The organism is Roseateles chitinivorans (assembly GCF_050632235.1).
Lineage (GTDB): Bacteria > Pseudomonadota > Gammaproteobacteria > Burkholderiales > Burkholderiaceae_C > Roseateles > Roseateles chitinivorans_A.
In genome coordinates this window covers 2,322,446-2,344,559 of record NZ_CP192584.1, presented here as the reverse complement: position 1 = coordinate 2,344,559, position 22,114 = coordinate 2,322,446, and the positions used below count along the sequence as shown (strand labels likewise).

Here is a 22,114-nt window from a genome sequence, read left to right as displayed (position 1 = left end):
TCGATGAAGACCCAGCTCCAGTCCGAATCGGCCGAATGCGGACTCGCCTGCCTGGCGACGGCCGCCGGCCTGTCCGGGCTGTGCGGCGACCTCGCGACGCTGCGCCAGCGCTTCCCGCAGAGCCGGCGCGGCATCGACCTCGCCGGGCTGGTCGAACTCGCCCACGAGGTCGGGTTCCAGGCCACCCCGGTCCGGGCGGACCTCGACGACCTCGCCCATCTGACGCTCCCTTGCGTGCTGCATTGGGACCTGACGCACTTCGTGGTGCTGCACCGGGTCCGGCGGGGCCGGTTCCACATCGCCGATCCGGCCGTCGGCGACCGCGTTCTGACGCGCGAGGCGTTTTCCCCGCACTTCACCGGCGTCGCGCTGCTGCTGGCGCCCGCGCTCGACTTCACGCCGATGCCGGTGCGCGCCGGCATCGCCTGGCGCCGCGTGCTGGGCCGGATCCAGGGGCTGCCGCTCGCGCTCGGACGCATCGCGGCGGTCGCCGTGGTCCTGGAGGCGTTCACCGTGACCGCGCCGCTGCTGCAGCAACTGGTGATCGACGACGTGCTGGTCTCGGCGGACGCCGACCTGCTGACCGTGCTGATGATCGGCTGTCTGCTGCTGATGCTCCTGCAGACCCTGCTGGGTCTCGCGCGCTCCTGGATGGTCCAGATGCTCGGCCAGGACCTGGCGTTGCAGCTGTCGGCAGGCGTCTTCGCGCGGCTGGTGCGTCTGCCGCTGGCGTTCTTCGAGCGCCGCCAGATGGGCGACATCGCGTCGCGCTTCGGCGCCACCGGCGCGATCCAGCGCGTCCTGACGCAGCGGCCGGTCGACGCGCTGCTCGACGGCCTGATGGCTGTGGCGGCGCTCGGCATGATGCTGCGCTACTCGCCGCCGCTGGCCGGCATCGTCGTGGCGGCGGTGGCGCTCTATGCGCTGCTGCGCTGGGCGGCCTTCGCGCCCTATTGCGCCGCGGCGGCCGAGCGCCTCGCCGTCGAGGCGAACGAGCAGAGCTACTTCCTGGAAACGCTGCAGGCCATGCCGGCGCTGAAGCTGTTCGGCCGCGAACGGCAGCGCGAGGTCAGATGGCAAGCCCTGTTCCGCGAGGTCCAGCGCCGCGACGTGCGCACCGCACGCATGAACATCGTGTTCTCCGCGGCCAACGCGCTGATCCTCGGCCTGGAGAACCTGCTCGTGCTGTGGCTCGGCGCGCGCCTGATCCTCGCGCAGGGCACGCCCGGCGCGGCGCCCTTCACCATCGGCATGCTGTTCGCCTTCATCGCCTACAAGACGCAGTTCGGCGGCCGCGCGAGCGGGCTGATCGATTTCGTGGTCGAGCTCAAGACCTTGTCGGTCCAGACGGACCGGCTCGCCGACATCGTCCTGGCCCCGCCCGACGAGGACGACGTGCCGGTCGCGGACCTGTCGCATCTGCCGCCCGGCATCGAACTGCGGGACGTCAGTTTCCGCTACTCGGACCGGGACCCCTGGGTGCTGGACAAGGTGTCGCTGCGCATCCCCGCCCATGAGCATGTGGCGCTGGTCGGCCCGAGCGGGTCGGGCAAGAGCACGCTGATGAAGATCGCGCTGGGACTGCTGCGTCCGACCGAGGGGGAGGTGCTCTACGGCGGCATCCCGCTGCGCCAGGCCGGCGCCGCCAACGTGCGCCGGCTGATCGGGACCGTCATGCAGGACGACGCGCTGCTGGCCGGATCGATCGCCGACAACATCTCGTTCTGCGATCCGTCGGCGACCGCCGAACGCATCGAGGCGGCGGCCCGCGCCGCCGTGCTGCACGAGGACATCCTGCGCATGCCGATGGGGTATGCGTCGCTGGTCGGCGACCTGGGTGCCGGTCTGTCGGGCGGCCAGCGCCAGCGTCTGCTGCTGGCCCGCTGCCTCTACAAGACGCCGCGCGTGATCGCACTGGATGAAGCCACCAGCGAGCTCGACGCCGACAACGAGCGCAGCGTCGCCGCGACGCTGCGTCGAACGCGGGCGACGCGCCTGACGATCGCGCACCGTCCGGAGACGATCGCCGGCGCGGACCGGGTGGTGGAGCTGCGCTCAGGCGCGCTGCGGGTCCTGCGCGACCAGCGCGATCAGCGCGCGGGGCCGTTGCGCACCAGCACCGTCGGCAAGCTGGCCGGCAGCGTCCGCGGGTAGTCCCGGCTGTAGTGCAGCCCGCGGCTCTCGTGCCGCAGCAGCGCCGAGCGCACGATCAGCTCCGCGCAGTCGACCAGGTTGCGCAACTCCAGCAGGTCACGGTTGACGCGGAAGTTGGCGTAGTAGTCGTCGATCTCCGCGCGCAGCAGGTCGATGCGGTGCAGCGCGCGCTCCAGCCGCTTGGTGGTGCGCACGATGCCGACGTAGTTCCACATCAGCGAGCGCAGCTCGTCCCAGTTGTGGGCGATGACGACCTGTTCGTCCGCGTCCTCGACCTGGCTTTCGTCCCAGGCCGGCAGCGGCGCCGGCGGGAGCACCTCCTGCGCCAGGATGTCGGACGCGCAGCCCTGGCCGAGCACCACGCATTCCAGCAGCGAATTGCTCGCGAGCCGGTTGGCGCCGTGCAGGCCGGTATGGGCGGTCTCGCCGACGGCATAGAGGCCGGGCAGATCGGCGCGCCCGTGCAGGTCCGACACCACGCCGCCGCAGGTGAAGTGCACCGCCGGCACGACCGGGATCGGCTGGCGCGCGATGTCGATGCCCAGCGCGAGGCAGCGCGCATGGACGGTCGGGAAGTGTTCCTTGAGGAAGTCCTCGCCCAGGTGGGTGGCGTCCAGCCACACGTGGTCGAGGCCGTGCTTCTTCATCTCGAAGTCGATCGCGCGGGCGACCACGTCGCGCGGCGCGAGCTCGAGCCGCTCGTCGTGCGCGGCCATGAAGCGCGTGCCGTCGGGCAACTTCAGGTGGCCGCCCTCCCCGCGCAGCGCCTCGGTGATCAGGAAGCTGCGTTCCTGCGGGTGGTACAGGCAGGTCGGGTGGAACTGGATGAACTCCATGTTGGCGATGCGGCAGCCCGCGCGCCAGGCCATGGCGATGCCGTCGCCGGTGGAGGTGTCCGGATTGGTCGTGTAGCGGTAGACCTTGCCGGCGCCGCCGGTGGCCATCACCACGGCGCGCGCGGCGATCGCGTCGACGCGCTGGGCGTCCATGTCGAGCGCGTAGATGCCGTAGCAGCGCGACGGTTCCTCGCGCTGCACATGGCGCGAGGTGATCAGGTCCAGCGCCATCCAGCGCTGGCGCAGCTGGATGTTGGGATGGGCCTGCGCCTTGGCCAGCAGCGCATCGTGGATGGCCTTGCCGGTGGCGTCGGCGGCGTGGGCGATGCGGCGCACCGCATGACCGCCCTCGCGGGTCAGGTGCAGCCCGAGCGGCCCCTGCTCGTCGGGCGTGAAGGGCACGCCCTGCCCGACCAGCCAGCCGACGGCGTCGGCACTGCGTTCGGCGATGAAGCGGGCGGTGGCCTCGTCGACGAGGCCGGCGCCGGCCTCCTGCGTGTCGCGGACATGGCTCTCGATGCTGTCGTCCGAGCCGAGCACCCCGACGATGCCGCCCTGGGCCCAGGCGGTGGCGGCCTCGTTGAGTTCCCGCTTGGCCAGCACGATCACCGGCACACGGTCGGCGAGGTGAAGCGCCACGGTCAATCCGGCCAGGCCGGCGCCCACGATCACCACCGGCGCCAGCGCGGCGTCGGTCCGAACAGCTGCTGTCATCGTCATCGCCCCGTCATCGGGGCGTCATCGCTAGGGAGAGGGGATTCTAAGCATCGGGCCGCGCGGCGCCCGCGCCGCGCCGCATCAGCGAGGGCGGCAGCCGCTCATGCTTGTTCCAGTTGGCGCGCAAGGCCTGCACGCTGCCATAGCCGCAGGCGGCGGCGATGTTCTCCAGTGACAGCCGGGAACTGGCCATGAGCCGGCGCGCCAGGTCCATGCGCAGCGCGATCTGGTACTGCTTGATGCTCACGCCGGTCTCGGCAAGGAAGAGCCGGGCCAGATGGCGCCCGCTCAGGTGGACCTGCGCGGCCAGCTCGTCCAGGGTGACGCGATCGCCCAGGCGGCTGCTGATGGCGTCCTGCACCGCATGGATGCGCTGGTTGCAGTGGGACCGATGACGCATCGCGGCGGACAGCTCGGGATCGGCGCCGAAGCGGCGGAAGTGCACGACGTTCTCGCGCGCGACCTGGATGGCGATGTCCTCGCCGAACGCGCCGGACACCAGGTGCAGCGCCAGGTCGATGCCAGAGGTGACGCCAGCGGAGGTGAGCAGGTCGCCGTCCTCGACGAACACGCGGTTCTCCAGCACGGTGGCCGCCGGGACGGCCGCACGCAGCCGCGGGATGAAGCGGTGATGGGTCGTGCACAGCCGGCCGTCCAGGAGACCGGCGTCGGCCAGCAGGAAGGTGCCGGAGCAGACCCCGCAGATCCGCAGCCCCTCGGGCCGGTCACGGCCCAGCCGGCCCAGCCAGTCGACCGACTGGCGCCAGGCCGTCGAGCGCATCAACGCCGGCGTCAGCTTGCTGCCGATGACGAACAGCACCGAGTCCGGCGGCAGGACGCGCGGCAGCGGGCGGATGTCGGTCAGCGTCAGCGGCTGGAAGGCACCGACGGACGCCTCCGGCCCGATGCAACGCACGTCGATCGAGCCGGCCCCCATCTCGCCGACCGTGTGGATCACCTGCAGCGGTCCCGCCAGATCCAGCAGATGGGTCGACGGCATCGTCAGGAACTGGACATTTTTCATCGCCGTCGGATCCACAGGATTGTCGCTTCCCGATCATGTCCGATTTTTTGTCCTTCTGGGCCTGTTCGCTGCTGTCCGGTCAGCGGGACCGTCATTAACCTGATCCCACGACATCTCGCGACGGAGCAGCACCATGGCGCATCGACAGGCACACGACGGGCATCGCGACCACAGCGGAGAGATGGCCATCGGTCGCGTCGACCGCCTGCCGGCCGCGGACCACGGCGCGACCGAGGGGATCGCATGAAGCCGGTCGCCGCGTCCCGATCCTTGGTCTACGGCCTGGTGGCCGTGGGTTTCCTGGTGATGTTCTTTTCCACGAGCATCAAGAGCGTCTACCAGGTCTATTTCGCCGATCTGGCCACCCACTTCGGTCGGGGCCGTTCCGACTTCGCCTGGTCGGGCTCGGTGTTCATGCTGGTCACCGGCCTCGTGTCGCCGCTGGTGGGCGCACTGAGCGACCGTCACGGTCCCCTGCGCACCGTGGTGATCGGGTGTCTGGCGGCCGGCGCCGCGCTGGCGGGCGCCAGCGTGTTCGACCGGTCGCTGCCGGTCTTCGTCCTCGGCTACGGACTGCTGGCCGCGTTCGGGCTGGCGGCGATGACCTACGTGCCCATGGGCGTGCTGGTCGACCGGCTCTTCGAGCAGAAGAAGTCCGGCCTGGCCTATGCGGTGGTCACCAACGGCACGTCGATCAGCTTCATCGTGCTCTCCCCTTCTGGCTCTGGCTGGCGCCGAAGTCGCCGTGGCAGACGACCTTCCTGCTGGCCGGCGCTTTCATCGCGCTGCCGCTGGCGGGCCTGGCATGGTTCGCCGCGGCCAAGGCGACGGCGGCCGGTCTCGACGGCACCGCGGACCCGGCGGCGGCCTCCCCGCCGCCCGCCTGGCCGCTCCTGCGACGGGACCCGGGCTTCTACGCGCTGGCGATCGGCTTCATGGGCTGCGGCGCGAGCATGGCCTTCATCGATGTCCACCTGGTCGCGTTCTGGCAGGACCAGTCGGCCCCACGCGGACTGATGGGACTCAGCCTGAGCCTGCTCGGCGTGCTGGAACTGATCAGCGGGTTGCTGACCGGCTGGCTGGCGATCCGGCTGCCCCGGCGCGCGCTGCTGGGCGGGTTCTACCTGCTGCGGGCGTGCGCGGTGCTGATGCTGCTCGGCGCGTCGCAGGATCTGCGCACCCTGGGCTTCTCCATCCTGTTCGGCGCGACCTACCTCGGCACGGTGGTGCTGACCTCGATGTCCTGCCTGGCGCGTTACGGCGCCGCCATCAAGGGACGGGCCTTCGGCTACCTGTTCCTGGCACACCAGCTCGGCGGCTTCGCCTCGGTGCAGCTGGGCGCGTTCAGCCATGACCGGTGGGGCAGCTACCAGCCCTACATCGTCGGGCTGGCGATCCTGACGGCGGTGGGCGGCCTGACGAGCTGGCTGTTCCTGCGCGATCCGCGGGCCGAGCCTGCGCCGCTGGCCGGGCTGCCGGGCCCCGCATCCGCCGGATGAGCAACTGCACCAGGAACCACACCCCATCGATGTCATCCAGGGGAACGCCTGGATCGACAACCGGTTGAATCGAGGCGGCACCATGGACACCACCCAGCACGCGCTGATGAACGCCCTGTTCATGGTGGGCGTCGGCGCGCCGTTTCTCCTCTCGGCCCGCCGACCGCTGCCGCGATCCGCGCGAGCGATCCGGCTGGGTCTGGGCGCGCTGGCCGTGTGCGCGTCGCTGGCGGCGGATCCGCTCTCCGTCGCACTGCTGCGGGTCGACGGCGTAATGACCATGGCGGGCTGCGGACCTTGAGGCGGTCCCGCACGACTCGTCCACGAGGCAGGAGTCCCCGCAGGCGCCCCGCGCGCCGTGATCCGAAGGCCTGGGCAGGTCAACCCGCCCGTACATCGGTGCTGTTCGTCCCCACCGGAATGAACACATGCGCGACGCTGTCTCCACTCGCACCCAGCCGAGCGTCCGCATCGGCCAACTCGGCTTCGAGTTCAGCGCCGGCCACCCGTACTGCCCAGGACATCGGCGCCGGTTCACCGGTTCGCGCGCCGACCTTGGCGATGGCGTCCAGGAAGTCCTGCACCGCCGGGAGGTGAATGACGATGCCGTCGCCACGCCACCCCGCCAGATGGACGCCAAGCGCCTCGCAGATCGCGACCTTGGCCGCGGCGTCCCGCCCGAGTTCCCCCTGGAAGGCCTCGACCATCGTCTGGATCCCCGGCGGCATCCGTCCGTCCTCTTCCACGAGGATCACGCCGGCCGGCGGGTCCCAGGCCTCGGGCGGACAGGCTCGCGTGTCCTTGCGGAAGACGCTCAGCGGATGGGTCTGGGCGGGATAGAGGCGGCAGACCGCGGGGCGGTCGTCGTAGATGCGGCAGGCATTGTCGTCGGCGAGATTCGGACAGCCGGCCTGGAGGTCCGCCCCGAAGACCGGCGCGATGCGCAGCCCCATGCCGCCCGACCGGACCTCGACGCCGTAGTCGACCGGAAGTTGGAGGCCAGGACCCTCCTCCTGCTCGCCGGTGGCGGGAAAGGCCTCCAGCAGCACGGCCACGCGATGGCCGCGACGCAGCCAGGCGGCGGTCTCGGCCAAGGTCAGGGACATGAAACCGTGTCTGCCCCGGCAGCAGTCACCGCAGCCGACGCAGTTGAACCGGATGGGGGTCGGGTCATGTCCAAGATCGTGCCCAGGAAGTCGACGTGGCCGGAGTGTGGCCGAACATCGCCCGCCGCGCGATACCGGCGTGCCGATCGGGACCTGCGTGAGCGCAACGCGGATGTCGTGCGCGGAGGCCGGTTCGAACGACTACGTCGGGAATTCCACAAACACGCCGCTCATGACCAAGGACGCTCTTCTCTTCATTTGCCTGCTCGTGCTCGGCGTTGCCGCTCAGAACACGGCACATCCGATCCGGACCTATCTCGTGGGCTTGGCGGTCATCTACCTGCTGCGCAAGGCCTGCGAGCGATGGGGGCGACGCTAGGGGCGGGAACGGCCGGCTAGAACAGCGGCTTCTCGCCCGCCAGCACGCGCAGGTCGTCGAGCAGCTGCAACTGCTCATGCGCCTTGTCGTAGAAGCCGTCGGCGCCATGCTTCTCGCACAGCGAGCGGTAGAAGTCGGGGTCGCGGCTGCTGAGCACCCACAGCTTGCCGGTGTAGCCGCCGGCGCGCGCGCGCCTCAGCACATGCATGCCGGAACCGACCTGCAGGTTCAGGTCGAGCAGCACCACGTCGGGCTTGAGCACGGAGATCGCCTGGACGGCATCTTCCTCGCTGTCCGCATAGCCCACCACTTCCACGAACGCCAGTCCCTCGAACAATCGCAGGAACTGCTCACGGACAAACTCGGAATCCTCGACGAGCAAGACGCGCATGCCCTTCCCTTCCTCTCACTGAATCGTTCGCCACATTTTGGCGCGGCGCCGAATCACGCGCAGGCGTCAGGGGCGTCGACTTCGCAACGGGGCGTAAATCATGGGGATCTGGCGGGCGCTCCTCGCGCCAACGACGTCAGACCACCACGGCGATCACCGTGCACACGCCGCCCACGCCCGCCGCCGAAGCGAGGAAGGTGACGTCGCGCTGCTCGCTGCCCCCTTCCACGCCATCAGCGCGACGATGGCCAAGGTGGCGGTGAACAACAGGCCGGCGATGACGGGAGTGGTGAGGAAGTCCAAGATCGTTCGAAGCGGGGATGTCGGGAGGACGCAGTGTGGGCGGCCCGCGCCCATCGCTCAAGGTCGAACTTCCTTGGCTGCGATTCGGCTTTGCCGATGCCCCGGCGGATCAGGCCGGCGTGATCGTCTTCGGTTCGAGGAAGGCTTCCATGCCCGCCACGCCGAACTCGCGCCCCACGCCCGACTGCCTGACGCCGCCGAACGGCGCCAGCAGGTCCGGAGCCACCCGGTTGATCAACACCGTACCGGCCTGCAGACGCGCGGCCACGCGACGCGCGCGGTCCACGTCGGCCGAGAACACATAGGCCTGGAGGCCGTACGGCGAATCGTTGGCGACGTCGATCGCCTGGTCCTCCGACTCCACCGGCAGCACGGAAAGCACGGGGCCGAAGATCTCCTCGCGCGCGATGTCCATGTCGTTGCGGACGTCGGCGAAGACGGTGGGTCGCACGAACCAGCCACGGTCGAGTCCGCTTGGCCGGCCCTCGCCGCCGGCGACCAGCGTCGCGCCCTGGTCGAGTCCCCGGCGGATGAAATGCTGGACGCGCTCGTACTGCGCGCGGCTGACCATCGGCCCGATCGCGGTGGCCGGATCGCGAGGATCGCCGACGCGCAGCGCGTCGACAGCGGATCGGAGCCGATCCACGACCTCGGGCATCCGCGCCCGCGGCACCAGCAACCGCGTGCCCGCCACGCATGCCTGCCCGCTGTTCATGAAGGCCGCGCCCAGCGCGAGCGGCAGCGCGGTCTCCAGGTCCGCGTCGTCCAGCAGCAGGGAAGCCGACTTGCCGGTCAAGGCCAGGCTGATGCGCTTCATCGTGTCGACGGCGCCGCGGGCGATGAGCTTCCCGGTCGGCGTCGAGCCGGTGAAAGACAGCTTGGCCACACCCGGATGCGTGCCGATCTCAGCGCCGACATCGGCGCCTCGGCCGGTCACGACGTTGACGACGCCCGACGGCAGCCCCGCCGCGTGGATCGCACCGGAGACGACGTGCGCCTGCCACGGACTCAGCTCGCTGGGCTTGATCACCGTCGCGCAGCCGGCGGCGATGGCGGCTGCGAGCTTGCTGGCCATCGTGCCGGCGGCGCTGTTCCAGGGCGCGAAGAGCCCCGACACCCCGACCGGTTCCATCACGACGATCGATCCGCCGACGGTACGTTCGAACGCGTAACTCGAGAGTTTCCGCGCGGCGTCGCCGAAACACTGCGCGGCGTAATCGGCGACCCACTTCGCGCGGGCGACCGGACCGCTGTACTCGGTGATCGTCGCCTCGAGCAGCGCATCGGCGTGCGCCAGCATCGCGGCTTGCAGGCGCTCGAGCATCGCGACGCGCTCCGCCACGGTCGTGCGCCCGAACGCACGCTGCGCCCGCATCGCGGCCTCGACGGCACGGCGGGCATCTTCGCCACTCGCGAGCCGCGCACGGCCGACCACCGCCTCGGTGGCCGGATCCACGATGTCGACGAGCGCCTCGCCCGTCACCGGGACGAAGGCACCGTCGATGTAGTTCTGGTCGAAGGTCCGCATGACTTGTCCTTTCAGCAGGTGCCTCGGCGAATGCAGGGGCTCGATGGGACGACTGTAGGCAGCGGCCTTTATCTCGATAAGATGGTCAATGTCGGACGTTGAATCCCGATTCCATGAACAATGCGGGCATGCAGAAAGACAGCCTGACTGAATTCGAGGTGGTGCTCGCCGTGGCCCGCCGACAGGGATTCCGGCCGGCGGCGCTGGAACTGGAGATGTCGACCTCCGCCGTCAGCAACGCGGTCGCTGGCCTGGAGGCGCGCATGGGTGTGCGGCTCTTCCATCGCACGACGCGCAGCGTGTCGCTTACCGAGGCGGGACGACGCTTCGTCGACCGGATCGGCCCGGCGGTGGCGCAGATCCAGGAGGCCGTCGCAGCGGCGGACGACCGTGCGGGCGCGCCTTCCGGAACGCTGCGGCTCAACAGCTCGCTGGGCGCGGCGCAGATGGTGCTCCGGCCGGTCCTGGCGGAGTTTCTTCGAAGGTACCCCGACGTCACGCTGGACGTCGTCACCGAAGGCCGGCTGGTCGACATCGTCGCTGAAGGTTTCGACGCGGGGCTGAGGCTTGCGCCGCAGGTGCCACGGGACATGATCCGCGTGCAGATCGGCCTGCCGCTGCGGATGGCGGTCGTCGGATCGCCCGACTACCTCGAGCGGCATGGCACGCCGTCGACGCCCGCCGAACTCGCTCGCCACGCGTGCATCCGGGCGCGGATGCCAAGCGGGTCGCCGTCCCCCTGGGAGTTCGCGCGGGCGAAGCGCGGCAAGGCGCCGGCACACGAGACAGTCGACGTGCCAGGCCCGATGGTGTTGGACTCGCCGCTGCTGATGCTGGAGGCAGCGCGCGCGGGGCTGGGGCTCGCCCAGGTCGCCGAGTGGTACGTCGCCGAAGACATCGCAAGCGGGCGACTCCGCCGTGTGCTTGACGACTGGGCAGCGCCGCTACCGGCGCTGTGCCTGTATTACTCGGGCCACCGGCACATTCCGTCGACGCTGCGCGCGTTGATCGAGCTCATCCACGAGATCAATCGCTGAGGTCCGCGATGGACCGCCCACCTGCGCCATTCGGAGCGCAAGCCCTCCCAGGGCATGGGGCGTCCCGTCCGGGAACCCCAAGCCCTGTGCGGACCCCACACGAGCACCGCCCTGACACGGTCTGGTGCTCGCTGCCTGCGGGCCTGGGGGTCAGCCCTTCTTCGCCACCAGCGTCAGGATGTCGTAGCTCGCCACGAGCTCGCCGCGCTGGTTGGTGACTTGCACGTCCCAGGCGACGACGCCTTGCGGCGGCTGGTCCGGACGATTGCCGCGATCGATGCGGCGCTTGCAGGTGAGCCGTGCCTGGATCGTGTCGCCGATGGCCACGGGGTTCACGAAGCGCAGCGTGTCCAGCCCGTAATTGGCAAGAACTGGCCCCGGCGCCGGCGACACGAACAGACCCGCCGCCGCCGACAGCACGAAGTAGCCGTGCGCGATGCGCTGGCCGAATTGCGTGTCCTTGGCCGCGACCTCGTCGAAGTGCATGTAGAAGAAGTCGCCGCTGATGCCGCCGAAGTTGACGATGTCCGCCTCGGACACCGTGCGGCGGTGCGTCAGCAGCGAGTCGCCGACCTGGATCTCCTCGAAGTGCTTGCGGAACGGATGGATCGCGTCCTCGGTGACCTTGCCGCCGCGCACGTACTCGCCGGTGATGGCCGTGAGCATCGTCGGCGAGGCCTGCACCGCGCAGCGCTGCAGGTAGTGCTTGACGGCGCGGATGCCGCCGAGTTCCTCGCCGCCGCCGGCCCGGCCCGGCCCACCGTGCTTGAGCATCGGCAGCGGCGAGCCGTGCCCCGTCGATTCGCCGGCCGCGTCGCGGTCCAGCACCAGCAGCCGGCCGTGGAAGGCGGCCGCGTGATAGACGGCCTGCGCGGCCAGCGCCGGCGTCTTCGTGACCACCGAGCCCACCAGGCTGCCGCGGCCCTTGGCGGCGAGCGCCAGCGCCTCGTCGAAGTCGCCGTAGCTCATCAGCGTCGACACCGGCCCGAAGGCCTCGACGTTGTGGACCGCCTCGTTGTTCATCGCGTCGCGGCACAGCAGCAGCGTCGGCGCGAAGAAGGCGCCGTCGCCGACCCCCTCGCCCACCGGCGCGAAGCCATCACGCTCGCCGTAGACGACTTCATTCCCCTGCGCGAGTTGCGCCAGGCGCTCGGCCACGTCGGCCTGCTGCGCCTTGGACGCCAGCGCGCCCATGCGCACGCCTTCGACGGACGGATCGCCGACCTTGATCTTCGCGAGCCGCTCGCGCAGCGCCGCGGCGACCGCGTCGATCTGCGCCGCCGGCACGATGGCGCGGCGGATGGCCGTGCACTTCTGACCGGCCTTGGCGCTCATCTCCCGCATCACTTCCTTGACGAAGAGATCGAATTCGGGATCGCCCGGCACGACGTCCGGCGCCAGGATCGCGCAGTTGAGGCTGTCCGCCTCGGCGTTGAACGGCACCGAGCGGCGGATCAGGTTCGGATTGACGCGCAGCTGCGCCGCCGTGTCCGCCGAGCCGGTGAAGGTGACGACGTCCGTCTCCTCCAGCCGGTCCAGCAGATCGCCAGAACCGCCGATGATCAGCTGCAACGCGCCGGCCGGCAGCAGGCCGGACTGCTCGATCAGGCGCACGCAGGCTTCGGCGACGTAGCTGGTCGCGGTCGCGGGCTTGACGATGCAGGGCATGCCGGCGAGGAAGCTGGGCGCGAACTTCTCCAGCATCCCCCACATCGGGAAATTGAACGCGTTGATGTGCACGGCGATGCCGCGCTTGGGCACCAGCACGTGCGTGCCCATGAACTGGCCGAGCTTGCCCAGCGCCTGCGCGGGGCCTTCATGGACGATGTTGCTCGACGGCAGCTCGCGGCGGCCCATGGACGCATAGGCGAAGAGCGTGCCGAAGCCGCCTTCGATGTCGATCCACGAATCTGGCCTCGTCGCGCCGGTGTGCGCGGAGATCGCGTAGAGCGACTCCTTGTGTTCCTGCAGGTAGGTGGCCAGCGCCTTCAGGATCGCGGCGCGCTGCTGGAAGTCGAGCGCCAGCAGCGCCGGCAGCGTCTTCGTGCGCGCGAAATGCAGGCTCTCGCCGAAGTCGATTTCCTCGGCATGGGTCTGCGTCACCAACCGTCCGTTGACGGCGCTGTGCAGGCCGCGTGCGGCGGTGGAGCCGATCCAGCGACCAGCGATCAAGCTCTGAAGGACGGGGGTGGCGCTCATGACTGTCTCTCTTGAACTTCTGTTTGAACTTCGGTTCGAACTTCTGAAATGAACGAGGGCGGGACGTGGTGCGTCCCGCCCTCAGGTCAAAGGCTTACGGTTGATATTTCCAAGCGCCGTTCTCGATCTTCACCATCACGCGGGCGCGTTGGTCCAGACCCAGATGGTCGTTCGGCGACATCGTGAACACGCCGTGCGCGGCCGGCAGTTCCTTCACACCTTCGAGCGCGTCGCGCAGCGCCGCGCGGAACTGCGGCGTGCCCGGCTGGGCCTTCTTGATGGCTTCCGGAATCGCCGCCTGCAGCAGCAGGCCCGCGTCCCACGCGTGGCCGCCGAAGGTCGACACGCTGCCCTTGCCGTACGCGCCCTCATAGGCCGTCACGTAGGTCTTGGCGCTCTTCTTGGCCGGATGGTCCGCGGGCAGCTGATCGACGACCAGCACCGGGCCCGACGGCAGGAAGGTGCCCTCGACGTCCTTGCCGCCGACGCGCAGGAAGTCGTTGTTGGCCACGCCGTGGGTCTGGTAGTACTTGCCCTGGAAGCCGCGCTCCTTGAGCGTCTTCTGCGGCAGCGCCGCCGGCGTGCCGCTGCCGCCGACCAGCACCGCGTCGGGCTTGGCCGCCATGATCTTCAGCACCTGGCCGGTCACCGAGGTGTCGGTGCGGTTGTAGCGCTCGTTGGCGACGATGCTCAGGCCCTTGCTGGCGGCGACCTTGTTGAACTCGCCGTACCAGCCTTCGCCGTAGGCGTCGGCGAAGCCGATGTAGGCCACCGTCTTCACGCCCTGCGCCTGCATGTGGCCGGCGATGGCCAGCGCCATCATGATGTCGTTCTGCGGCGTCTTGAAGACCCACTTCTTCTTGGCGTCCATCGGCTCGACGATGCGGGCCGAGGCCGCCATCGAGATCATCGGCACCTGCGCTTCCGACACCGCGTCGATCATCGCCAGCGAGTTCGGCGTGACGGTCGAGCCGACGACCACGTCGACCTTGTGCTCGGTGATCAGCTTGCGGGTGTTGGCGACGGCCGTCGTCGTGTCCGACGCGTCGTCCAGGATGATGTAGTTAACCTTCTGGCCGGCGATGGTCTTGGGCATCAGCGAGAAGGTGTTCTTCTCCGGAATGCCCAGCGACGCGGCCGGCCCCGTGGCCGACACGGTCACGCCGACGTTGATGTCCGCCCACGCGCTGCCGCCCGCGCCCATCAGCGCGGCCCCCGTCATGGCCATGGCCAGCAGGGTCTTCTCGATGCGTTTCATGTCGTCTCCTTAGGAATATGTTTTTCAGGAACGCAAGGTCAATGAGGTACTGCTACTGCGATGACTGCAAGCTCCGGACGGATTGCAGGTCGACGGCGATGGTCCTCCGCGAAGCCTTCATGAGACTTGCGGCGCCGCCGGGTCGAGTTCGCCGCGCTCGTGGCGCGCCGGAGGATCGGTGAGCTCGGTCCGCACCGCGCCGAGCCCGCCGAAGAACAGGTCCGCCACCATGGGCGCGACCGCCTCGTAGGTCAGCGCGCCGTCGGGCCGCAGCCAGGTGAAGGTCCAGTTGATCATGCCGAACAGCAGCATGGTCAGGGGCTTGTGCAGATGCGCGCCGCGCAGCTCCGGCCGCACCGCAGCCACCGCGTCGGCGAAACGGCCCACGACCTGGCGCTCGACCGCGACCATGCGCTCGCGGTGCTCGTCGTCGAGGAACTTCAGGTCCTCGGTCAGCACGCGGTGCTCGTTCTGCGCCTCGCCGTAGGCCTGCACGAAGCGGTGGATCAGGCCGCGCAGGTGCTCCGGCGGCGGCAGCTGCTGCGCGCTGACCTCGTCGACCAGGTCGACCAGGTGCTGCAGGTGGTTCTGGCAGATCTGCGCGAGCAGCTCATGCTTGTCGCGGACGTAGTGGTACAGCGTGGGCTTGCTGACCGCGCAGGCCTCGGCGACCTGGTTCATCGAGGTCGCGGGGTAACCCTGGTTGGCGAAAAGTCGGGCGGCCTGCGCGAGGATCTCCTCGCGGGTGGCATCGAATCCTGGAGCTCGACCTCGGGCCATGGTGCTCAATCGCTTCTTAAACTTCTTGCAGTTGCAAACAACGAACCCAACCCAGCAGGACACGAAGATCCGGCTTTGCCGGGCTTCGGGGTCGCCCCTTGAGGGGCCGGCGAAGCCGGTAGGGGTGGGTCATCTCTCGTCGAACGAGATCACGACGCGGGGGTCAGGGCGTGCGCCTGACAGCTCAGGATGAATCCCGCCGCCACTTCGTGCTTCTCAAGGGCGAAATTCTTATCCATCCGGACCTCGCCCTCGATCAACTTGCAACGGCAGGTGGAACAGACGCCGGATTTGCAGGAGAACGGGACGTCCATGCCGGCCCGCGCGGCGGCGTCGAGCAGGCTGGGATCGCTCTTGCGGAACTCGATCTCGCGCGAGACGCCGTCGCGGATCACGACGACCTTGGCGGCCTCCGCGTCCTCCTCGTGGACCTCGTGCGACGCCGGGCGGCCGGTCTGCATCTCCGGGGTGCCGAAGCGTTCGATGTGGATGCGCTCCTCGGGGACGCCCGCCGCGCGCAGCGCGGCCTCGGCCTGCTCGTTCATCTCGAACGGGCCGCAGACGAAGACCTGGTCGATGCCGGCCGCAGGCACGGGACCGCTGAGGAAGTCGCTGAGCTTGGCCTGGTCCAGCCGGCCCGCCATCAGCGGCGAATCGACATGCTCGCGCGAGAACACGTGATGCAGCGTCAGCCGCGTCATGTAGCGGTTCTTCAGGTCCTCGAGCTCTTCCTTGAACATCGTCGTCGCCGGACGACGATTGCCGTAGATGAGCGTGAAGCGGCTCATCGGCTCGCGGGCGAGCACGCTCTTCATGATCGACAGGATGGGCGTGATGCCCGATCCGGCCGCGATGCCGACGAAGTGCCGGCCCGTCGCGGGCTCCAGCGGCACGTGGAATCGGCCCTGCGGCGGGAAGACCTGGATCTCGTCGCCGGCCTTCAGTTGCCGATGGATCCAGGTGGAGAAGGCGCCGCCGTCGACCTGGCGCACGCCGACGCGCAGCTCGCCATCGTCGACGCCGGCGCAGATGGAATAGGAACGGCGCAGGTCCTGGCCGTCGACGTCGCCGCGCAGCGTGAGGTACTGGCCTTGCGTGAAGCGGAAGGTCTCGCGCAGCGCCTCGGGCACGTCGAAGCACAGCACGACGGCGTCGTCGGTGTCCTGGTGCTTGGCGCGCAGACGCAGCGGGTGGAAGTGCAGACTCATGGCGATGGCTCAGATCGGCTTGAAATGTTCGAAAGGCTCGCGGCAGGCGACGCAGCGGTACAGCGACTTGCAGGCGGTCGAGCCGAAGGCCGACAACTGCTCGGTGTGCGTGCTGCCGCAGCGCGGGCAGGCGATGGCTTCGCGACGGCGGACGATGCGGATGGGTACGCCCTGCCCCGCGTCCACCGGTCCCGGCGGCGCGATGCCGTAGCGGCGCAGCTTCTCGCGGCCTTCGTCGGTGATCCAGTCGGTGGTCCAGGCCGGCGCGCGGCGCATCGTCACGGTCACCGTGCCAAAGCGCGACAACGCGTCGCGGACGCTCTGCTCGATCGCTTCGGTGGCCGGGCAGCCGGAGTAGGTCGGCGTCAGCACGACCTCGACGCCATCGGCGGTCTCGACCAGGTCGCGCACGATGCCGAGCTCCACCAGCGACACCGCCGGCACCTCGGGATCGAGCACCTGCGACAGCACCTCCCAGGCGGCGGACAGCCGTCCGCAGCCGAGGTCGGTCGCGCCGATGTCGGACGACGACGAGCGCGGTCCGACCGGCGTCAGGGACGACAGCCAGTCGAGATGCGACGGTGTCGGCGCATTCATCATGGCTCCGTTCACCACACCCCGCCGGGGTAGCTGCGCTGCAGCGATTGCATCGTCGCCAGCATGTGGCCCATGTGCTCACTGTGGACGCCGCGCACGCCGGTGTAGACGTGCGGCGTGTCCTTCGGCCGCGCGAGCTGCGCTTCGGCAAGGACCTGGTCCATCGCCGCATCCCAGTCGGGCTTCAGCGACGACCAGGCCGGGCCCAGGCCACTGGCTTCGGCTGCGGCGTCAATCTCGTCCGAGGCGAACAGCTCGTTGACGTAGGGCCACAGCTGCGCGAGGGCGGCCTTCATCCGCTGTGCCGACTCGTCGGTGCCGTCGCCCAGGCGCACGACCCACTCGGCCGCGTGCTGCTGGTGATAGCGGACTTCCTTCACCGCCTTGGCGGCGATGGCGGCGACCTCGGCGTCGCTGGACGCCTGCAGTCGCGTCCACATCGGCATCAGCCAGCAGGCGGCGATCAGGTTACGGGCCTGCGTGAAGGCGAAGTCGCCGCGAGGCAGCTCCATCATCACGGGGTTGAGGTAGTGACGTTCCTCGCGCAGGTAGGCGAGCTGGTCCTCGTCGAGCAGCTGCTCGTTGAGCTGGCCGGCGCGCGTCAGCAGCGCGCGCGACTGGCCCAGCAGGTCCAGCGCGATGTTGCCCAGCGCGAGTTCCTCTTCCAGGATGGGCGCGTGGCCGATCCATTCGGAGATGCGGTGCGACAGCACCAGGCAGGCGTCGCCGATGCGCAGCAGGTACTGGACGTCGGCGCGCTGGCCGGGTTGGACGGAGGCGTTCATCGTCCGGTCCTCACATGTGGTCCAGCGATTCGGGCAGGTCGTAGAAGGTCGGATGGCGGTACACCTTGTCCTCCATCGGGTCGAAGTACATCGACTTCTCGCCCGGGTCCGACGCGACGATCGCCGACGACGGCACGACCCAGATGCTCACGCCTTCCTGGCGGCGGGTGTAGACGTCGCGGGCCATCTGCAGCGCCATCTTCGAGTCGGGCGCATGCAGGCTGCCGCAATGCTTATGGTCCAGGCCCGCCTTGTTGCGGACGAAGACTTCCCACAGGGGCCATTCGTTGGCGCCGGTCGTTTGGTTGATGCTCATGATTCGGATGCTCTGAACGGTTCGTGGCGGAGACGGTGTGATCGCTCGTGGCGGCAGCGCTTGCGCGCGGCTGCGTTCGATCAAGCCGCCTTGGCTTCGGTGGCGCGCTTCTTCGCGTGGGCGAGCGCGGCGTCGCGGACCCAGGCGCCGTCGTCCCAGGCCTTGACGCGGGTGCCCAGGCGTTCGGTGTTGCAGGGGCCGTTGCCGCCGACGACGCGCCAGAACTCGGCCCAGTCGATCGCGCCGAAGTCGTGGTGGTCGCGCTCGGCATTCCACTTCAGGTCGGGGTCGGGCAGCGTGATGCCGAGCAACTCGGCCTGCGGCACGGTCGCGTCGACGAACTTCTGACGCAGCTCGTCGTTGGTCAGGCGCTTGATGCCCCAGCGCATCGACTGCTCGGAGTTGGGCGAATCCTTGTCCGCCGGCCCGAACATCATCAGCGACGGCCACCACCAGCGGTTCACCGCGTCCTGGACCATCGCCTTCTGCGCCTCCGTGCCCTCGCGCATCATCACCAGCAGGCTCTCGTAGCCCTGGCGCTGATGGAAGGATTCCTCGCGGCAGATGCGGATCATCGCGCGGGCGTACGGGCCGTAGGAGCAGCGGCACAGCGGCACCTGGTTCATGATCGCCGCGCCGTCCACCAGCCAGCCCACCACGCCGATGTCGGCCCAGGTCAGCGTCGGATAGTTGAAGATCGAGCTGTACTTGGCCTTGCCGGTGTGCAGCGCGTCCAGCATCTGGTCGCGGCTGGTGCCCAGCGTCTCGGCGGCCGAGTACAGGTAGAGCCCGTGGCCGCCCTCGTCCTGCACCTTGGCCAGCAGGATCGCCTTGCGCTTGAGCGTCGGCGCGCGCGTGATCCAGTTGCCTTCGGGCAGCATGCCGACGATCTCCGAATGCGCGTGCTGGCTGATCTGGCGAACCAGCGTCTTGCGGTAGTGCTCCGGCATCCAGTCCTTGGCCTCGATGAAGTCGCCCGCATCGATGCGGGCCTCGAAGGCCTCGTTGCGCTGCTGCTCCTCAGCGGTCTGCAGCTTGGTCGCCTGGTCCTGCGGACCGACGCTCATGGCTTGCGTGTACATGGATGCTCCTTGCTTCCTGCTTCGAAGCGGCGTCCTTGTGAGGCGCCGCCACGTGGCCATCGGATCGTCGTCCGACGGGTTACGAGTTCTTCGGTCTTTGGTCGACGACGCGGCGGGCCTTGCCGACCAGCGTCCGTTCAATCGAATCCGGCGCGCCGACCGTCACGCGGGTCGACACGCCGATCAGCGTCTTGATGCGGTGCTGCAGCGACTTCGACATCGCCTGCGCGTCGCCACCGCCTGCGGCGGACAGTTCGCAGCGCACTTCGACCTCGTCGAGGTGGCCGTCGCGGCTGACGACGATCTGGTACTGGCCCGACAGGCCCGGCTCGGCCAGCACCAGTTCCTCGATCTGCGTCGGGAACAGGTTGACGCCGCGGATGATCAGCATGTCGTCGCTGCGGCCGACGATCTTGCCCATGCGGCGCATGCTGCGCGCGGTCGGCGGCAGCAGGCGCGTCAGGTCGCGCGTGCGGTAGCGGATCACCGGCAGCGCCTCCTTGCTCAGCGAGGTGAACACCAGTTCCCCTTCCGAGCCTTCCGGCAGCACCTCGCCGGTCTCCGGATCGATGATCTCGGGATAGAAGTGGTCTTCCCAGATCACCGGGCCGTCCTTGGTCTCGATGCACTCGCTGGCGACGCCCGGCCCCATCACCTCGGACAGGCCGTAGATGTCGACCGCGTCGATGCCGGCCTTCTGCTCGATCTCGCGGCGCATCGCCTCGGTCCAGGGCTCGGCGCCGAAGACGCCGGTCTTCAGCGAGGACGAGCGCGGGTCCAGGCCCTGGCGCACGAACTCCTCGACGATCACCTGCATGTAGCTCGGCGTGACCATGATGACGTCGGGCTTGAAGTCCTGGATCAGCTGGACCTGCTTCTCGGTCTGTCCGCCCGACATCGGGATGACGGTGCAGCCCAGCCGCTCGGCACCGTAATGCGCGCCCAGGCCGCCGGTGAACAGGCCATAGCCGTAGGCGATGTGGACGATGTCGCCCTTGCGCGTGCCAGCGGCGCGCAGCGAGCGCGCGACCAGGTCGGCCCAGGTGTCGATGTCCTTCTGCGTGTAGCCGACCACGGTCGGCTTGCCGGTCGTGCCCGACGACGCGTGCACCCGCACCACCTGCTCGCGCGGCACGGCGAAGAGGCCGAACGGGTAGTTGTCGCGCAGGTCCTTCTTGGTCGTGAACGGGAACAGGCGCAGGTCGCCCAGATCCTTCAGATCGTCCGGATGGACGCCCTTCGCATCGAACGCGGCCTTGTAGTGCGGCACGTTCTCGTAGGCATGCTTGAGCGACCACTTCAGGCGCTGCAGCTGCAGCGCGCGCAGCTCATCCTGGCTGGCGCGCTCGATGGGCTCGAGGTGCTCGGGCTGGAAGGTCTTCACCGTCATGGGGTCTGTCTCCTGACCTGTCTTCTCGTTCCGGGGAGCGGGCGCCGTCGCGCTCAGCGCGCCGCCGCCAGTTCCGGCACCACGGGCTTGCCCTTGATGCGGTAGGACCGGCCCCGGAAGACCGCGATCAATTCGTCGCGTTGATTGGTGATGCGGATGTCGTAGACGCCGGTGCGGCCGGCCAGCGAGGTCTCGACGGCGGTCGCCGTCAGCACGTCGCCCAGCCGGGACGGCGCGACGATGTCGATCGCGAAGCCCGAGGCCACCGTCACCTCGTTGTGCGAGTTGCAGGCGAAGGCGAAGCACGAATCGGCCAGCGTCGTGACGAAGCCGCCGTGGCAAATGTCGAAGCCGTTGAGCATGTCCTCGCGCACCGCCATCGACAGCGTCGCGGTGCCGGGGCCGATGGCCTCGATGCGCATGCCCAGGCCCTTGGACGCGCGGTCGTTGGCGAACATGGTGTCGCGGACCGCTTCGGCCACGCGCTGCGCGTCCACACGGGGATCCAGGGGCTCGCTCATCAGCGGTCCTTGAAGGTCGGTTGGCGCTTGGTCAGGAAGGCGGCGGCGCCTTCCAGGTAGTCGTGCGCGTAGCCGAGCTGGCTCTGCAGCCGGGCCTCGAGCTTGAGGGCGTCCTCGAACTCCAGGTCCATCGAGGCATCGAGCGCCTCGCGCGTCTGCACGAGCGCCCGGGTCGGCATCTTCGCGAGCTTCTGCGCGGTGGCCATCGCCTCGCTCTGCAGCTCGGCATCGGCGACGCAGCGAGCGATCAGTCCCCAGGACTGCGCGTCGGCAGCGGGCAGCTTGTCGCCAAGCAGCGTCAGCTGCATCGCGCGGGCACGGCCCACGAGGCGCGTCAGCAGCCAGGTCCCGCCGCAGTCGGGCACCAGCCCGATCTTGGAGAACGCCTGGATGAACGACGCCGACTGGCCCGCCAGCACGAGGTCGCAGCCCAGCGCGAAGTTCGCGCCCGCGCCCGCGGCCACGCCGTTGACCGCGCAGACGGTGGGCACCGGCATGCTGCGCAGGCGCAGCGCCAGCGGGATGTAGTAGTGATCGAGCAGGTTGCCGATGTCCTTGGCCTTGGGCTTCTTGTGGGCGTTGGCCGTGCTGGCCGGATCGGCATGTTCATCGAACTCCGGCTTGATGTGCGGATCCGACAGGTCCTGGCCCGCGCAGAACGCGCGCCCGGAACCGGTGATGAGCACCGCCCGCACGGCCTCGTCGTGCGCCGCCTCGTCGAGCGCGACGCGCAACTGGCCGAGCAGGCCGGTCGTGAACGCGTTCAGCGCCTGCGGCCGGTTCAGCGTGAGGACGCGGACGGCGCCTTCGGTGCTGATCAGCAGCGGACTGTCTTCGGCAGCGGTGGATGGGGTCGTGGTGGCGGTGCTCATTCGGCTTGTCTCCTCGGCCGTCGATGGATTCAGCTTTTTCAGCTTTTGTGGATCGGCTTCTATTTACCGACCGGTCGGTAGATACTACGAGGCATCGCATCGCAAGACAAGGTCGGAAACCTGGGGTTACCA

19 protein-coding genes and 2 pseudogenes are annotated in these 22,114 nt (G+C 69.1%); 5 read left to right on the top strand and 16 right to left on the bottom strand.

From position 1 onward, the window contains the following. Positions 1-3 precede the first annotated feature (3 nt). Entirely contained in the window at positions 4-2,154 is a 2,151-nt protein-coding gene (locus tag ACQ859_RS10550; protein ID WP_431265731.1) for a peptidase domain-containing ABC transporter, read from the top strand. Here ACQ859_RS10550 and nadB read toward each other — a convergent pair. Both nadB and ACQ859_RS10540 read right to left on the bottom strand, forming a co-directional pair. Next, positions 2,091-3,704: an L-aspartate oxidase gene (nadB, locus tag ACQ859_RS10545; RefSeq protein ID WP_431265730.1), complete on the bottom strand. Its 1,614-nt coding sequence runs from the start codon at positions 3,702-3,704 to the stop codon at positions 2,091-2,093. The two genes, ACQ859_RS10550 and nadB, sit on opposite strands and share 64 nt — an antisense overlap. 46 nt (positions 3,705-3,750) lie before the next feature. Further along, positions 3,751-4,731 carry a GlxA family transcriptional regulator gene (locus ACQ859_RS10540; RefSeq protein WP_431265729.1) on the bottom strand — a complete coding sequence of 327 codons (981 nt, stop codon included), beginning with the start codon at positions 4,729-4,731 and terminating at the stop codon, positions 3,751-3,753. A gap of 243 nt (positions 4,732-4,974) precedes the next feature. On the opposite strand from ACQ859_RS10540, the pseudogene ACQ859_RS10535 reads away from it, so the two are divergent. After that, positions 4,975-6,230: pseudogene (locus ACQ859_RS10535) on the top strand (MFS transporter). Positions 6,231-6,312: 82 nt separating this feature from the next. Further along, positions 6,313-6,531, top strand: coding sequence for a hypothetical protein (locus ACQ859_RS10530; protein WP_431265728.1), 219 nt, complete (start codon positions 6,313-6,315; stop codon positions 6,529-6,531). Positions 6,532-6,610: 79 nt separating this feature from the next. Here ACQ859_RS10530 and ACQ859_RS10525 read toward each other — a convergent pair whose 3' ends face one another. After that, a complete protein-coding gene (locus ACQ859_RS10525) occupies positions 6,611-7,390 on the bottom strand; it encodes a YkgJ family cysteine cluster protein (protein ID WP_431266511.1) in 780 nt (259 codons plus the stop codon). 52 nt (positions 7,391-7,442) lie between these two features. Between ACQ859_RS10525 and ACQ859_RS10520 the strand changes: the two genes are divergently transcribed. Beyond that, complete coding sequence (locus ACQ859_RS10520; protein ID WP_431265727.1) at positions 7,443-7,715, top strand: hypothetical protein; 273 nt, start codon at positions 7,443-7,445, stop codon at positions 7,713-7,715. A gap of 16 nt (positions 7,716-7,731) precedes the next feature. Here the strand turns inward: ACQ859_RS10520 and ACQ859_RS10515 are convergent, their stop codons facing one another. Both ACQ859_RS10515 and ACQ859_RS10510 read right to left on the bottom strand, forming a co-directional pair. Further along, positions 7,732-8,106: a response regulator gene (locus tag ACQ859_RS10515; protein ID WP_431265726.1), complete on the bottom strand. Its 375-nt coding sequence runs from the start codon at positions 8,104-8,106 to the stop codon at positions 7,732-7,734. 412 nt (positions 8,107-8,518) lie between these two features. Next, positions 8,519-9,937, bottom strand: coding sequence for an aldehyde dehydrogenase family protein (locus ACQ859_RS10510; RefSeq protein ID WP_431265725.1), 1,419 nt, complete (start codon positions 9,935-9,937; stop codon positions 8,519-8,521). 113 nt (positions 9,938-10,050) lie between these two features. On the opposite strand from ACQ859_RS10510, the gene ACQ859_RS10505 reads away from it, so the two are divergent. After that, on the top strand, positions 10,051-10,974 hold the full coding sequence (locus tag ACQ859_RS10505; protein ID WP_431265724.1) for a LysR family transcriptional regulator: 924 nt from the start codon (positions 10,051-10,053) through the stop codon (positions 10,972-10,974). 150 nt (positions 10,975-11,124) lie between these two features. On the opposite strand, the gene paaZ is transcribed toward ACQ859_RS10505, so the two are convergent. The 11 genes and pseudogenes from paaZ to ACQ859_RS10450 form a co-directional block, all read right to left on the bottom strand. Continuing rightward, complete coding sequence (gene paaZ, locus ACQ859_RS10500; RefSeq protein WP_431265723.1) at positions 11,125-13,173, bottom strand: phenylacetic acid degradation bifunctional protein PaaZ; 2,049 nt, start codon at positions 13,171-13,173, stop codon at positions 11,125-11,127. 94 nt (positions 13,174-13,267) lie between these two features. Continuing rightward, positions 13,268-14,431: an ABC transporter substrate-binding protein gene (locus ACQ859_RS10495; RefSeq protein ID WP_431265722.1), complete on the bottom strand. Its 1,164-nt coding sequence runs from the start codon at positions 14,429-14,431 to the stop codon at positions 13,268-13,270. Positions 14,432-14,548: 117 nt separating this feature from the next. Beyond that, a complete protein-coding gene (locus tag ACQ859_RS10490; protein ID WP_431265721.1) occupies positions 14,549-15,211 on the bottom strand; it encodes a TetR/AcrR family transcriptional regulator in 663 nt (220 codons plus the stop codon). Between the two features lie 129 nt (positions 15,212-15,340). Then, positions 15,341-16,419 (bottom strand): annotated as a pseudogene (paaE, locus tag ACQ859_RS10485) (1,2-phenylacetyl-CoA epoxidase subunit PaaE). A gap of 9 nt (positions 16,420-16,428) precedes the next feature. Next, positions 16,429-17,016, bottom strand: coding sequence for a 1,2-phenylacetyl-CoA epoxidase subunit PaaD (gene paaD, locus ACQ859_RS10480; protein WP_431265720.1), 588 nt, complete (start codon positions 17,014-17,016; stop codon positions 16,429-16,431). Positions 17,017-17,027: 11 nt separating this feature from the next. Further along, positions 17,028-17,801 carry a 1,2-phenylacetyl-CoA epoxidase subunit PaaC gene (paaC, locus tag ACQ859_RS10475; protein WP_431265719.1) on the bottom strand — a complete coding sequence of 258 codons (774 nt, stop codon included), beginning with the start codon at positions 17,799-17,801 and terminating at the stop codon, positions 17,028-17,030. 10 nt (positions 17,802-17,811) lie between these two features. Then, positions 17,812-18,117 (bottom strand): 1,2-phenylacetyl-CoA epoxidase subunit PaaB, encoded by a 306-nt coding sequence (paaB, locus tag ACQ859_RS10470; RefSeq protein ID WP_088408956.1) that lies wholly within the window; start codon positions 18,115-18,117, stop codon positions 17,812-17,814. A gap of 80 nt (positions 18,118-18,197) precedes the next feature. Continuing rightward, entirely contained in the window at positions 18,198-19,199 is a 1,002-nt protein-coding gene (paaA, locus tag ACQ859_RS10465) for a 1,2-phenylacetyl-CoA epoxidase subunit PaaA (RefSeq protein WP_431258617.1), read from the bottom strand. Between the two features lie 79 nt (positions 19,200-19,278). Continuing rightward, entirely contained in the window at positions 19,279-20,589 is a 1,311-nt protein-coding gene (gene paaK, locus ACQ859_RS10460) for a phenylacetate--CoA ligase PaaK (RefSeq protein ID WP_431265718.1), read from the bottom strand. Positions 20,590-20,642: 53 nt separating this feature from the next. Continuing rightward, a complete protein-coding gene (paaI, locus tag ACQ859_RS10455) occupies positions 20,643-21,110 on the bottom strand; it encodes a hydroxyphenylacetyl-CoA thioesterase PaaI (protein ID WP_431265717.1) in 468 nt (155 codons plus the stop codon). Next, positions 21,110-21,982 carry an enoyl-CoA hydratase-related protein gene (locus ACQ859_RS10450; RefSeq protein WP_431265716.1) on the bottom strand — a complete coding sequence of 291 codons (873 nt, stop codon included), beginning with the start codon at positions 21,980-21,982 and terminating at the stop codon, positions 21,110-21,112. The genes paaI and ACQ859_RS10450 overlap by 1 nt, the downstream gene beginning before the upstream one ends. Between the last annotated feature and the right edge of the window lie 132 nt (positions 21,983-22,114).

What these genes read in the sequence shown, in the direction of transcription:
- ACQ859_RS10550 (WP_431265731.1), top strand. Translation starts at nt 4, where the DNA reads ATGAAGACCCAGCTCCAGTCCGAATCGGCCGAATGCGGACTCGCCTGC.
- ACQ859_RS10515 (WP_431265726.1), bottom strand. Translation starts at nt 8,106, where the DNA reads ATGCGCGTCTTGCTCGTCGAGGATTCCGAGTTTGTCCGTGAGCAGTTC.
- paaC (WP_431265719.1), bottom strand. Translation starts at nt 17,801, where the DNA reads ATGAACGCCTCCGTCCAACCCGGCCAGCGCGCCGACGTCCAGTACCTG.
- paaK (WP_431265718.1), bottom strand. Translation starts at nt 20,589, where the DNA reads ATGACGGTGAAGACCTTCCAGCCCGAGCACCTCGAGCCCATCGAGCGC.
- ACQ859_RS10495 (WP_431265722.1), bottom strand. Translation starts at nt 14,431, where the DNA reads ATGAAACGCATCGAGAAGACCCTGCTGGCCATGGCCATGACGGGGGCC.
- paaD (WP_431265720.1), bottom strand. Translation starts at nt 17,016, where the DNA reads ATGAATGCGCCGACACCGTCGCATCTCGACTGGCTGTCGTCCCTGACG.
- ACQ859_RS10530 (WP_431265728.1), top strand. Translation starts at nt 6,313, where the DNA reads ATGGACACCACCCAGCACGCGCTGATGAACGCCCTGTTCATGGTGGGC.
- ACQ859_RS10540 (WP_431265729.1), bottom strand. Translation starts at nt 4,731, where the DNA reads ATGAAAAATGTCCAGTTCCTGACGATGCCGTCGACCCATCTGCTGGAT.
- paaZ (WP_431265723.1), bottom strand. Translation starts at nt 13,173, where the DNA reads ATGAGCGCCACCCCCGTCCTTCAGAGCTTGATCGCTGGTCGCTGGATC.
- ACQ859_RS10450 (WP_431265716.1), bottom strand. Translation starts at nt 21,982, where the DNA reads ATGAGCACCGCCACCACGACCCCATCCACCGCTGCCGAAGACAGTCCG.
- nadB (WP_431265730.1), bottom strand. Translation starts at nt 3,704, where the DNA reads ATGACAGCAGCTGTTCGGACCGACGCCGCGCTGGCGCCGGTGGTGATC.
- paaB (WP_088408956.1), bottom strand. Translation starts at nt 18,117, where the DNA reads ATGAGCATCAACCAAACGACCGGCGCCAACGAATGGCCCCTGTGGGAA.
- ACQ859_RS10490 (WP_431265721.1), bottom strand. Translation starts at nt 15,211, where the DNA reads ATGGCCCGAGGTCGAGCTCCAGGATTCGATGCCACCCGCGAGGAGATC.
- paaA (WP_431258617.1), bottom strand. Translation starts at nt 19,199, where the DNA reads ATGTACACGCAAGCCATGAGCGTCGGTCCGCAGGACCAGGCGACCAAG.
- ACQ859_RS10510 (WP_431265725.1), bottom strand. Translation starts at nt 9,937, where the DNA reads ATGCGGACCTTCGACCAGAACTACATCGACGGTGCCTTCGTCCCGGTG.
- ACQ859_RS10505 (WP_431265724.1), top strand. Translation starts at nt 10,051, where the DNA reads ATGAACAATGCGGGCATGCAGAAAGACAGCCTGACTGAATTCGAGGTG.
- paaI (WP_431265717.1), bottom strand. Translation starts at nt 21,110, where the DNA reads ATGAGCGAGCCCCTGGATCCCCGTGTGGACGCGCAGCGCGTGGCCGAA.